Annotated in this window: 14 protein-coding genes; 11 read left to right on the top strand and 3 right to left on the bottom strand. The window is 40.7% G+C overall.

The window, feature by feature from the left end:
• Positions 1-23 precede the first annotated feature (23 nt).
• From AN214_RS23195 to AN214_RS15750, 3 genes are all read right to left on the bottom strand, one after another.
• Positions 24-149: a hypothetical protein gene (locus AN214_RS23195; RefSeq protein ID WP_267890898.1), complete on the bottom strand. Its 126-nt coding sequence runs from the start codon at positions 147-149 to the stop codon at positions 24-26.
• 223 nt (positions 150-372) lie between these two features.
• Complete coding sequence (locus AN214_RS15745) at positions 373-738, bottom strand: response regulator (RefSeq protein ID WP_010559909.1); 366 nt, start codon at positions 736-738, stop codon at positions 373-375.
• Positions 739-903: 165 nt separating this feature from the next.
• On the bottom strand, positions 904-1335 hold the full coding sequence (locus tag AN214_RS15750) for a CBS domain-containing protein (protein WP_054980608.1): 432 nt from the start codon (positions 1333-1335) through the stop codon (positions 904-906).
• A 577-nt stretch (positions 1336-1912) separates the two neighbouring features.
• Between AN214_RS15750 and nagK the strand changes: the two genes are divergently transcribed.
• The 11 genes from nagK to AN214_RS15805 all read left to right on the top strand — a co-directional run bounded on the left by nagK (position 1913) and on the right by AN214_RS15805 (position 12581).
• On the top strand, positions 1913-2806 hold the full coding sequence (gene nagK / locus AN214_RS15755) for an N-acetylglucosamine kinase (protein WP_054980600.1): 894 nt from the start codon (positions 1913-1915) through the stop codon (positions 2804-2806).
• Positions 2807-2808: 2 nt separating this feature from the next.
• Positions 2809-3936: an N-acetylglucosamine-6-phosphate deacetylase gene (gene nagA, locus AN214_RS15760; RefSeq protein ID WP_054980601.1), complete on the top strand. Its 1128-nt coding sequence runs from the start codon at positions 2809-2811 to the stop codon at positions 3934-3936.
• A 334-nt stretch (positions 3937-4270) separates the two neighbouring features.
• Positions 4271-5410 carry a transmembrane glucosamine N-acetyltransferase NagX gene (nagX, locus tag AN214_RS15765; protein ID WP_054980602.1) on the top strand — a complete coding sequence of 380 codons (1140 nt, stop codon included), beginning with the start codon at positions 4271-4273 and terminating at the stop codon, positions 5408-5410.
• Between the two features lie 245 nt (positions 5411-5655).
• A complete protein-coding gene (gene nagB, locus AN214_RS15770) occupies positions 5656-6456 on the top strand; it encodes a glucosamine-6-phosphate deaminase (RefSeq protein WP_010559914.1) in 801 nt (266 codons plus the stop codon).
• A gap of 90 nt (positions 6457-6546) precedes the next feature.
• Positions 6547-7467, top strand: coding sequence for an NAD(+) diphosphatase (gene nudC, locus AN214_RS15775; RefSeq protein ID WP_054980609.1), 921 nt, complete (start codon positions 6547-6549; stop codon positions 7465-7467).
• A 71-nt stretch (positions 7468-7538) separates the two neighbouring features.
• Complete coding sequence (locus tag AN214_RS15780) at positions 7539-8714, top strand: cystathionine beta-lyase (protein WP_054980603.1); 1176 nt, start codon at positions 7539-7541, stop codon at positions 8712-8714.
• Between the two features lie 9 nt (positions 8715-8723).
• A complete protein-coding gene (locus AN214_RS15785) occupies positions 8724-9545 on the top strand; it encodes an ABC transporter permease subunit (protein WP_054980604.1) in 822 nt (273 codons plus the stop codon).
• A 2-nt stretch (positions 9546-9547) separates the two neighbouring features.
• Positions 9548-10435 (top strand): ABC transporter ATP-binding protein, encoded by an 888-nt coding sequence (locus tag AN214_RS15790; protein ID WP_054980605.1) that lies wholly within the window; start codon positions 9548-9550, stop codon positions 10433-10435.
• Complete coding sequence (locus AN214_RS15795) at positions 10413-11417, top strand: aminoglycoside phosphotransferase family protein (RefSeq protein WP_054980606.1); 1005 nt, start codon at positions 10413-10415, stop codon at positions 11415-11417. The genes AN214_RS15790 and AN214_RS15795 overlap by 23 nt, the downstream gene beginning before the upstream one ends.
• Before the next feature lie 17 nt (positions 11418-11434).
• Complete coding sequence (locus AN214_RS15800) at positions 11435-11812, top strand: PH domain-containing protein (RefSeq protein ID WP_010559920.1); 378 nt, start codon at positions 11435-11437, stop codon at positions 11810-11812.
• Between the two features lie 13 nt (positions 11813-11825).
• Entirely contained in the window at positions 11826-12581 is a 756-nt protein-coding gene (locus tag AN214_RS15805) for a putative porin (RefSeq protein WP_054980607.1), read from the top strand.
• The last annotated feature ends 211 nt before the right edge of the window (positions 12582-12792 follow it).

Below are 12792 nucleotides of genomic sequence, written 5' to 3' on the forward strand. Positions count from 1 at the left end.
TATTTACCTAATCTGAATTAAGGTTAGTTATAACCGCGTTCAAAACATTTTTCATCTTGAGTCGGTTGAAACGGCTTACTAGCATGTTTGTTATTAACCGGTTGTTGGCGGTTAGCGGGCGGGCATAAGCTGCCTGTTGAGTTTCCCATATTTTGCATTCCTGTTGTCATTGGTGATTGCGTTAGCGTCACGTCAAGTTATACAAAACTTATAAAAAGTGACCGAAAATTTACACTCAGTAATTTAACAACAGCAAATTGTAATTGTATTTATCTTAAACTGGTTGTACCTGCCTAAGTTGCTGCGTTTAACCAAGTTAGTGTAGTTGTAACAGGAAATTTGTATTTTGTATACACTATGAATTGAAAAAGTTCACTTTTTAAGCAATTTTTCTACTGCGGTTAGTAAACGCGTGGGGTCAAATGGTTTTGTAAGCCAACCACTGGCACCGCTGTTTTTGGCTTTTTCTTTTTTATAACCGCTCGATTCGGTGGTCAGCATAAGAATTGGCACATATTGATGTTCAGGTAGTCGCCTAATTTTTGGGATTAAGCTCAAACCTGTCATATTGGGCATATTAATATCAGTGATCACCATATCAAACTGTTGTGCGCGCAGTTTGTCCATTGCATCAACACCATCAACTGCAGTTACTACATCATAACCAGCACCGGTTAGTATTGCTTGGATCATTGAGCGAATAGTTTGTTGGTCATCCACTGCTAATATATGCGCCATGAGTTTCTCCTTGTAACTCTTATTTCGTATTTAAAAACCTTAGTAAATTGGATGTATTCTTCCGTTATTTTTGTATTGTTTAGCGATTATTTATTAAATTTAAAGCGCAATACATTTTTAATGACTGCGCGATAATTTGTTTCGCTGAAAATTTTGACAGCGCTTTTAGACAAAACGTCTGTGGCCTTGTTCATAAATTGCATGATGGTGCTGATCGATTGCGCGAAGCACATCGCTGCGAGTGATCACCCCAATCAAGCGTTTGCTGCTATCTACCACCGGGTAAATTTTGGGTTTGTTCGTTAACATGGTTTGCGCTAAATCCAATACTGAATGATCTTCGTCTATTGCCAGTACATCGGTACGCATAATATCAACCACTTTGTAATGGCTTTCATTTTGATAAGTATCCTCAAGCATACGTTCAAGGCAATCTTGCTCAGACAAAAACCCGACTACATGTTTGTGTTCATCAAGCACTGGTCCGCCAGTTTGATGTGAGATTAATAGTCGCTCAGACGCTTCGCTAACAGTCATATGAACAGAAAAGGATACGGCGCGATGCGTCATGTAATCTTTTACTTTAATTGAATTCATGGCACGGTCTCTTTTGGCATTGTTTAGCTTAAGCTTAGTTTGTAACTTTGTGATTTGCCAAAGAGATAAGTGTTCTGTAAGACTAAAATATGACAATTGATTGTTACGTGTCATCAATTGAAATTTTTAGCTTAATAATTTGACATACTAGGTACAAAGCGCAAATCTGAAATGCCAGCGTTGACCATGCATTACAAGAGTAGTTGGTATCTGCTATTGGGTTTAATAACTATTAGTTTATCTAGATAACGAATGTAATAAAAAGTATACGATAGACGTTTTTGTTGAATACGATTTAGAGACTAAAAGTAATTATTTGGTCGTTGTTAAGCGTTAAGTCGGTTCGCTATTAGTCGTATAAGCATAAATTAAATATTAAATAAAACATATGGTTATGCTGATATTAATTAATGGTAAGCAAAAACTATAAAAATTTAATGACAACGCTGTCATTATTTGTGTAACATTAAATCAACACTTGGGTTGGGGAAATGCGTAAAAGTGGATAGTAAACACAAGTAACAAATAGATGTGTTAAGTACTTTTACGGAAAAATTATAAGAATTGAGGTTGTTTAATGGTTGCAAGCAGTGCAAATAAAGAGCAAATCTTTATTGGAATAGACGGTGGCGGTACAAAGTGTCGTGCAACCGTATTTTCGAGCCAAAATGGGGTGTTGGGCACGGGCTTGGGCGGTCCTGCTAACCCGTTACATGGCCTAGACCGCACGCTTGAATCCATTATGGTTTCAACTCAGTTAGCAATTCAAGATGCCGGCTTAAACCTCGATAAAGTAAACGATGTGGTTGCAGGTCTTGGTCTTGCTGGCGTCAACTTGCCTGGTTTATATCAACAAATTCAAGATTGGCACCATCCATTTAAAAAGATGTTTCTGACAACTGATCTTCACACTGCATGTATTGGTGCGCACGAAGGGCAGGATGGGGCAGTGATTATTACAGGCACTGGCTCGTGTGGTTTCTCATTTGTAAATGGTCAAAGCACGATATTAGGCGGACATGGCTTTGCACAAGGCGATAAAGGTAGTGGTGCATGGCTTGGCTTAGAAGCTGTAAAATCAGCATTATTAAGCTTAGATGGTCTTGGACCAAAAACATCGCTTGCCGATATACTGTTAGCGCATTTTAAAGTAACCGATGCAATGGGCATCGCCGAAGCAATGGCGGGCAAACCATCAAGCAGTTATGCGCAGTTGGCGCGTCCAGTACTTGAAGAGGCAAAGAAAGGCGATGAGGTTGCACTTGCAATCGTAAAAGATGGTGCACGTTACATCAGCGATTTAGCCAATAAGCTATTACAAAATAACCCACCGCGTTTATCAATGATTGGCGGATTAGCCGAGCCATTGCAAGAATGGTTAGATAAAGACGTGGTGGCAAATGTTAAACCTGCAATGCAGCCGCCAGAAATGGGCGCCGTTTATTTTGCGCAAAACTCAATTAAAGGGTAATTATGTCAGCTACGAAGTATTTTGCGACACGCTTATTTAGCGGTGAACAGTTTGTTCAAAATGTGACGTTTAGTGTTGAAGATGGCGTGATCACAGCGTTTGAACACGGTCAAAGTGACAATGCGATTGTACTAGGGGGTACCGTTGTTCCGGGCTTTATCGATGTACAAGTCAATGGCGGTGGTGGTGCATTTTTTAACGCCGAGCAAAGTGTAAATTGCGTTGATGCGATTGCAAAAGCGCATGGCCAATTTGGTACAACTGCATTATTACCAACACTTATCACAGACAGTGTTGAAGTAATGGAACGCGCAGCTGATGCCACAGCTCAGGCAATTAAAGATAAAGTGCCGGGTATTGTGGGTGTGCATTTTGAAGGACCCCATTTATCAATGCCGAAAAAGGGCACGCATAGCGAAAAGTTTATTCGCCCAATTACGGAAGCGGAATTTGCAGTATTTGAACGCCAAGATTTAGGCATCAAGGTAGTTACCTTAGCACCAGAAAACGTATCTGCCAGCGACATTAAACGCCTCGTTGCAGCGGGTGTTAAAGTATCAATTGGTCACACTAATGCTGATTATCCAACGGTATTAGCTGCACTTGAAGCCGGTGCTGACGGTTTTACTCATTTATATAACGCGATGAGTGCATTCACTTCACGCGAACCCGGTGTAGTTGGGGCAGCATTAACTGACACCAACGCATGGTGCGGCTTAATTGTTGACGGTCATCATGTTCACCCTGTATCTGCAAAATTTGCTATCGATAGCAAAACCCGTGGCAAAATTATGCTAGTAACAGATGCGATGCCACCTGTGGGTACCGACGATATGGAGTTTGACTTCTTTGATGGTCGTAAAGTGATCCGCACTGGCGATAGATTAAATTCAACCACAGGTGAATTAGCAGGCAGTGTGTTAGACATGGCAGGTGCGGTGCGCAATACCATTAATACTCTTGATGTTAGTTATGCTGAAGCACTGAGAATGGCATCACTTTACCCGGCACAGTACCTAGGTTTAGGTAATCGAAAAGGGCGATTAGTGGTTGGCGCAGATGCTGACTTTGTGGTGATGGACAATGAATTTTATGCACGAGAAACCTATGTTGCTGGTGCAAAGCGATAATTGATTCCTGGGCAAAAACCCTGCTTTGAAGTAACAAGCGGGGCTTTTTTTTATCTAAAAGAAAGTAAAAAAACAGCGTGTATTTTTAGGGGAAGTACACACGTAATTAGACTTAAGTGATACCAACGGATTGTTTCACTCGGTATTATTATACCAATTCGCTTAACGCGTTAATCACTTTAGCGAGCTAAATTTATTGCTTATTGCGTTCGAATTTATTTATGTAACATGTCTACATAAGAGAAATTCTACTTACTTGGCACATTATTTTTAAGCCTAGAGCTGAGAGCACACGGAACAGCATTGGTATTACAAGTATAAAAACGAGGTTGTCGTGAGCGATACAAATAAGAAAACGAAGAAACGATTAGCATCACTTGATGCACTGCGTGGCTTTGACATGTTTTGGATTTTAGGCGGTGAGAAAATTTTTGCCGCTTTGTTTGTTTTAACTGGCTGGGCTGGATGGAAAGTTGCAGAGGCGCAAACATTACATAGTCAGTGGCACGGTTTTACCTTTTACGATCTAATTTTCCCTTTATTTATCTTTTTATCTGGCGTTGCGATGGGGTTGTCACCTAAACGTATCGACCATCTACCTTTTGTTGAGCGCAAACCTATTTATATAAAAGCGTTTAAGCGTTTATTATTGCTGTGTTTTTTTGGTGTACTTTACAACCATGGCTGGGGCACTGGGGTACCACTTAACCCAGAAGAAGTACGTTACGCAAGTGTACTTGGGCGTATTGCTGTCGCGTGGTTTGTCGCGGCGATGTTGGTATGGCATACAAGCTTTAGAACACAAATGTTTACCCTTGCTGGGATCTTGATTGGTTATTGGGTTTGGCTTTGTTTCATACCGGTTCCAGGTGGTGTTGCAGGTGATTTATCGACGGGCGGTGCTGGTTCTTGGAACGCATGGTTCGACACAAACTTACTACCAGGCATTACCTATCAAAACAAGCCAATGGATCCCGAGGGTATTTTGTCGAGTATTCCTGCTATTGCTAATGCGTTATTTGGTGTTATTGCGGGCCGCTATATTAAACAAGCACAAGAGCGTGGCGAATGGAAAACTGCAGTTATTTTATTTGCTGCAGGTTTAGTTGCACTTGCTGCTGGGTGGCTGTGGAATATGGTATTTCCAGTTAATAAAGACCTATGGACGTCGTCATTTGTTATGGTAACGGTGGGTTGGAGCTTTATTTTACTGGCGGTGTTTTATGCTGTTGTTGATTTACTTAATCAACAACGTGCTGCATATCTATTCGTAATTATTGGCGCTAACTCAATTGTGATTTACCTCGCATCAAGCCTAGTGAACTGGGAATACATTTCACGCAGTGTGTTTGGTGGGTTTATTGCTGCGGTACCGGCACCTTGGCAGCCTTTAATAGGCGTGTTTGCCTTACTTGGCGTGCAATTGTTAGTGCTGCATTGGCTATATAAACGCAAGATTTTAATCAGCGTTTAACGCTTACTATTTTAAAAAGCAGGCACCGCCTGCTTTTTTATTTTCTTTATATTTTATAACGCTTTTTTATTCACTTTTACTTTACAAATATGTAAATAGACGCAATAATGACAGCGTTGTCATAATGGTGAAACCTAATATCGTTGTATCCCGATTAGGTTTTGTGATCTATGGATTATCTATACTTGTACGGACAGATATCCATAGATCCCATTTTTATTTAACCCCTTACTAGAGCCTTTCCTATGCAAATAGTTATTTTAAAAGATGCAGCTGCAGTGGCCGAATACGGTGCTCAGATTTTTATCGATCAAATTAATAGAAAACAAGATTCTGTATTAGGATTAGCAACGGGTTCGACACCTGTAGCGCTTTATCAAGAACTGATTAAAGCGAATCAAGCAAATAAAGTAAGCTTTAAGCAAGTAACAAGCTTTAACTTAGACGAATACTTAGGTTTAGACGGCGACCACCCGCAAAGCTACCGTTATTTTATGAACGAGCAGTTATTTAATCACGTTGATATCGACAAAAGTAACACGTTTGTTCCGCCGGGCGATGCACAAAACCCGATCACCGCGTGTAAAATGTACGAGAATAAGATCTCACAAAGCGGCGGTGTAGATGTTCAATTATTAGGTATTGGTCGTAACGGTCATATTGGTTTCAACGAGCCATCATCTAGCCTTGCATCGCGAACGCGTGTAAAAACGCTTACCAAAGAAACGGTAGAAGATAACGCCCGTTTTTTTGCAGAAGGTGAATTCCAGCCACATTTATCAATTACCATGGGTATTGGAACGATTTTAGAAGCGAAAAAAGTAGTATTGCTCGCAACTGGCGAAAATAAAGCTGATGCAGTGCGTGATATGTGCGAAGGTGCGGTTTCCGCTGTATGTCCAGCGTCTGCGCTACAATTCCATCAAGATGCAGTGATTGTTATTGACGAAGCAGCAGCAAGTAAACTTGTAAACGCTGAACTATACAAGCACATTGAAGGCGAAAATCAAAAGTTACAACAGTATTTAGCTGAGCTAAAGCACTGATCATTTTGTAACATCATTTTTGTTTTAAAAAGCGCCATTGGCGCTTTTTTTATGTTTAAATGTAAGCATATTAAATTCAACAAATTAGCTATGCAAAATCTGCCTTTTAGTCAAATGCCACTGGCGCGTTGCTCGCGCGAACGCAGTAAACCTGAATTTATCACGCAACAACTTAATAGCGACAACGCCAAAGTACTGCTTTTTTATCAAGATATGATGTTATCGACTAGCCACCTTGATGATTTATTGTGGTTAAGTGTAAAGCAAGTCACAACAATTTTAGGGCGTGCGCCGCACCTCTTTTTAGGGCTTGAGAATAATACCCCGTACTTTGCTATCGAAATAACCCAGCAAGAATTAGCGCTTGATGAATTAAGTTGTTATCAAACACTGCCATTTCGCAGCCAACTCGCCAGTTTCCCTGCTGCTAGTGTAGCGATCGCAGGCTATGCAAAAACCTTATTGCATTGGCACAAAACACACGTATTTTGTGGGCGCTGCGGCAGCCAAAATACCTCGTATGAAGGGGGATACTCCCGTCGCTGTGATAATAAAAAGTGTGGTCACATTACGTTTCCTCGTCATGATCCGGCGGTTATTATGATTGTTCGTAAAGTATTTGACGATGGTGTTGAGCGCTGCTTGCTTGGACGCCAAGCATCGTGGCCTGTAGGTAACTATTCAGCACTTGCCGGATTTGTGGATGCGGGTGAAACGCTCGAAGAAGCGGTTATTCGTGAAGTAAAGGAAGAGTCGGGCATTGATGTGTCTGAGGTCCAATACATCGCATCGCAACCTTGGCCGTTCCCAAGTTCAGTGATGATTGGCTTTATTGCAACGGCAAGCAGCACAACAATTGATATTGGTGAAGATGAACTGGAAGACGCTAAGTGGTTTAGCCGAGATGAATTAGCGCAATTTGGTGAGTGGGGCGATGACTCATCAAGTTTTAAAAAGCCGCGTTATAGTTCGATTAGTCGCTTCCTGTTAGAGCATTGGATTAACTCATAACAAATTAGATTTGATTAGCCGTCTAAAAGTCTATTTAATGTTTGTAACAGAACCAAGAGTAGAATCGATTTATGAAAGCAAATACCCAAATTATTCACGCAGGTCGCAAGTCAAAATACACCCAAGGGGTGGTTAATCCGGTTGTACAACGTGCATCTACCATTGTGTTTGACTCAGTAGCGCAGATGAAAGAGAACACCGCAAAGCGCGGTGAGCAAGCGCTGTTTTATGGTCGCCGTGGAACGCATACCCATTTTGCTTTACAAGACGCAATTACTGAACTTGAGCAAGGTGCAGGGTGTGCCTTGTTTCCAAGTGGTGCGGCAGCAGTTAGTAACGCCATTTTATCGTTCGTAAAAACGGGCGATCATATTTTGATGGTCGATACCGCGTATGAACCGACACGTGATTTTTGTGAAAAAATTCTCGCAAATATGGGTGTGAGCACCACTTATTACGACCCACTTATTGGTGAAGGCATTGCCGACTTGATTCAAGACAACACGGTTTTGTTGTTTTTAGAAGCGCCGGGTTCGATTACCATGGAAGTACAAGATGTACCTTTACTGACTAAAATTGCGAAACAACATGATTTGCTAGTATTTATTGATAATACCTATGGTAATGGCTATTTCTTTAAACCACTAACCCACGGTGTTGATGTGTCAATTCAAGCAGCAACTAAATACATTGTTGGTCACTCAGATGTGATGATGGGCGTAGCAATTGCAAACGAGGCATGTTGGGAGCAGTTACGTGAAAATGCCTACCTAATGGGGCAATGCACATCAGCAGATGATGCTTACCTTGCCATGCGAGGTTTACGTACACTGCCGGTACGCCTAAAGCAACACGAACAAGCAGCATTAGAAATTGCCAATTGGTTGGCGGAGCATCCGTTAGTTGATCATGTACGTCACCCAATGCTCGACACATGCCCAGGCTCAGATGTGTTTAAACGTGATTTTAGCGGCAGCACAGGCCTTTTTAGTTTTGTATTAAAAGAGGGTAATCAAGCTGCGATTACTGCACTTTTAGATGGTATGCAACATTTTAAAATGGGTTATTCGTGGGGTGGTTTTGAAAGCTTAATTACCGTCACAACCAGTTTTAATCGCATTCGTACGGTAACAAACTACGATTTTTCAGGACCTTTGGTGCGCATTCATGTTGGACTTGAAGACGTAGATGATCTTAAACTGGACCTTGCCGAAGGACTTGAACGTTTTCAAGCACAATTAAAATAAAGGATTTGTATGGGTTCAACTAGCTTTCATCGTGTTATTGCATTTGCGCAATTTGAATTTTCACGGTTTCTATTTTCAAAAAGAGGGCTAGTTGCCATTATTAGCTACCTTGCGATTTGGTCACTTATTTTGACCAACGTGGTAGCGAAAGGCGCTGCGTTTTTTAAAGATCCCCAGTTTGAACGCTTTATGGCGCAATTACTTGGCGAGGTAGGGCTTGAAAACTTATCTACGTGGGCAGTTCCTGAATTAATCGTATTTTGGTTAGTCGCAGTGCTGACTTTTCCATTTTTTGCCATGTTTTCCGCAGCCGATCAGTTATGCAGTGATAAAGCGCGCGGCACGATTCGATTTTTACTGTTGCGCGCAAAACGTGAAGATTTATTGCTTGGCCGCTTTCTTGGTCAAGTATTGGTAGTTGCTGCGTTTATAGGTATTGCCTTATTGGCAAGCATTATGTTGATTGTTTGGAATGATGCGGGTCAACTTTCAGGGTCACTGCATTTAAGCAGCCAAATATTGGTTGATTTAATGTTTGTTGTGTTACCGATGATTGCCTTTATGCTGCTGTTAAATGTTTATTCAACATCATCTAAACAAGCCATTGTTCATTGTTTACTGTTGCTTACATTAGGCAGCATTATTATTGGCTTATTGGCAGAGTATATTTGGCAGGGCTTTTCATTTTTAGGTTACTTGCTGCCTAACGCTAGCTTGTTTGACACCTTAGCGTTAAGCGCGAGCGTGTCTGAACAATATTTGCTGCCACTTGCACAAACGCTCATCTACGGTGCGCTGACGTTTACATTATTTAAGAAGCAAGGGGTGTAACCATGATTGAACTTAAAAATGTAAGCAAACACTTTGCAAGCAATCAGGTATTAACGAACGTTTCAATGACCATTGAAAGTGGTGAGCCTGTTGCGATTATTGGCCCTAATGGTGCGGGTAAAACCACGCTATTTAGTTTAATCTCGGGCTTTATTTCACCAAGTAGTGGTGAAGTACTGTTTGGTGGCAACACAATTCCTCATGCAGCGCAGTTTGGTAAACTGGCGGTATTACCGCAAGATGCACAGCTTGATCCGCGCTTTAGTATTGAAAAACAACTTGCTTTTTTTGCCAAATTACAAGGTTTTGCAAAAGCGTCTGCGCTCAGTGAAGTGACACGTGTGTTATCGCAAGTAGGGTTAGTTGAACACAAAACCAAAAAGCCACAAGAATTATCACACGGCATGCGAAAACGCGCCTGTATTGCCCAAGCGCTGATAGGCAATCCCTCATTTGTATTACTCGATGAAGCCACAGCAGGGCTTGACCCAATTCATGCCAAAGAGATAAGGGAGTTAATTGCGAGTTTGAGCTCTGAGATTACGTTTATTTTGAGCTCACACGATTTGGCAGAGCTTGAGCGCCTGTGCCAGCGTGTATTTGTGTTTGAAGCCGGTAGTTTGAAACAATACTCAGGTGATATCGATACGCAAAATCATGCTTATTTGACCTTGCGATTAAAACAACATAGTGGTGATTTTGATAAAACAATTTCAGGGCTAAATGGGTTAACAAAAATAAAAACAACGCAATCGCGCGAGTACTTAATTGAATATGATGCCAGTGTTACTGACTTTGATATTCAATTGCTGCAACATTTGCATCAAAAGCAGATTGCATACCAACAAATTTACAACGGAAAAACGCTTGAAAACCAGTTATTTGATTAAAGATTTTGATGCCATGGCGCTGCCTCAAGCGCCAAGCTATGAATATGCTTGCGCGATTTGCGATTTTACTAACGAAACACATTGGCAACCGCTGATTGAACAAATATGTGAAAATAATGATTTAGCGCTGAGTGTGGTAGAGCGCGTTAGCTCAGGCGAGAATCCCACATTTTTATTGCACAGTGCCAGCAATCAAGCCTTTTACATCAAATTTATTGCGCCAAATTGGCTATTTCAATACCACCATGAAAAAGAAGCACTCAATTTATGCGATGGGGCAACACTGCCGATTGTGACACCTAAATTGATTGCGCACGGCGAACTTAATAACTGGGGTTACTTAATTACAAAAGGGCTTGAAGGGCAGCTTCTGTCGGATATTTATAATGAACTAACAGATGAAGAACAACAATCAATAGCCGCGCAGTTGGGGCGTTTTTGCCTACAAATGCACAGTATTCCCATGCAAAAAACAAGTGTACTGTACAAAGATTGGCAAAAATTTATTGATGAGCAATACCACAATAGCTACGCAAGAAGAAAGCGCCAAGGCTTGCGTCCAGATTTTTTAGCCGATTTCATCCCCTATATTGCGCATACGCCTTATACCGCACCAGACACCACTAACCTGTATTTAGTACACAGTGATTTGCACCCGGGGAATTTATTGGTTAAACGCGGTGATGACGGCATTTCACTTTGTGGTGTGATTGATTTTGGTGATGCCTTAGTGTGCAACGAGCCACTATTTGAAGTTACTACAGTTGGTTTACTTATAGCAAAAGGTAAAACAAAAGTTTTCCAGCAGTTTTTAGAAAACTACCTTTATCAAGTTGACGATAAACGAACGTTACTAAACAGTTTAATGACACTGACATTGTTACGCCACACGGGTAATTTAAATTATTTAATTGAATATGTACCCGGTGTAAAACAATGCAAAAATTGGCAAGATGCTGAACAGTATCTTTTTCCGATATAACAGCTAAGGAGACAACAATGGGACTTTTATCAGGCTTATTGGGTAATGCAAGTGAAGTAGACAGCGAGGAAGTTGAGCGTTTTATTGATTCAGCACTGATTGATGGTGAACAAGTTGAAAAGGCGTATAAAGTAATTCGCGACGTTTTAGTGTTTACCAATAAACGCCTAATTTTGGTTGATCGCCAAGGTGTACGTGGTAATAAAGCTGAGGTACTTTCAATTCCTTACAGCAAAATAACTAAATTTAGCAAAGAGTCAGCAGGCACTTTTGACCTCGATGCTGAATTAAAAATTTGGTTAGGCTCTGAGCCAAATCCGCTAACAAAAGAGTTTAAGGCGGGAGATGATATTGATCAGGTTTACAAAATTTTAAGTCAATACACATTAGGATAGTGGCAAGTTTTATATGAAGAAATTTCTTTTATCAGGTTTATTAATGGCGGCGACTGGTGTAAATGCTGCGAGTTATCAGTCGTTTAACGAATTTAACTATGTTAATGCCGATAACTACGATGGTTTTGCATTTAGCAGCCATTACTTTTTTAAACCGCAGGCAATGATTGGTGTGTTAGATGAGTTTGGTTATTTAAATACCGATACTAACCTGTATGGCTCAATTAATAACTTTTACGATGATAACTTCTACAATATTGGTGGCGAGTATTTTTTACCAAATAATGTATTTATCACCGCAGATGTTGCCAAACAAGGTGATTATGATGCTTTTAGTGTAGGCGCTGGCTACCTGATTAACGATGATTTTAAAGTCAGTGCGCGCTATAGCGATGCCGATGGTCAAGACGGTGAAGTATTTGCGCGTGCTGAATACAATCATCAAATCAATCGCATTGATTATCTTGCGTTTAGTTTTGGTACTGAGGTAGACCTAGATAGTTGGGAGTTGGCGTCTCGCTACTTTATGGCGCTAAACAGTGCGCAGCATTTAGCCGTTGATGCATCTGTGACTGAAACTGGGAATGATATTGTTACCCGTGTATTTGGTACTTATTATTTAAACCAAGCAATCTCAGCAGGCCTTGGTGTAAACGATGGCAAGTTTGAAGTAAAAGCGAAATATTATACCGATGCCAATTTTGCTTTTTCAATTGGCTATCAAGATATTGATGAAGCACTTGTTTTTGCTGTTTACGGCCAGTTTTAAAACTATTTAAACAATAAAAAAACCGCTGAATTTCAGCGGTTTTTTTGTTTAAGCTAAATTATACCAATTCACTCAAATAGCTGATCATCCTAGGGGGCTAAATATCATGCTAACTGCGTTAAAATTTATCAATGTAGAACAACTACATAAGAAAAATTCCGCCTTGTTACCATTTCATTTATCCAGCGCTATCCCTGATCACATACTTAAC

It is taken from the genome of Pseudoalteromonas sp. P1-9 (genome assembly GCF_001399975.1).
In the GTDB taxonomy this organism is placed as follows: Bacteria; Pseudomonadota; Gammaproteobacteria; order Enterobacterales; family Alteromonadaceae; genus Pseudoalteromonas.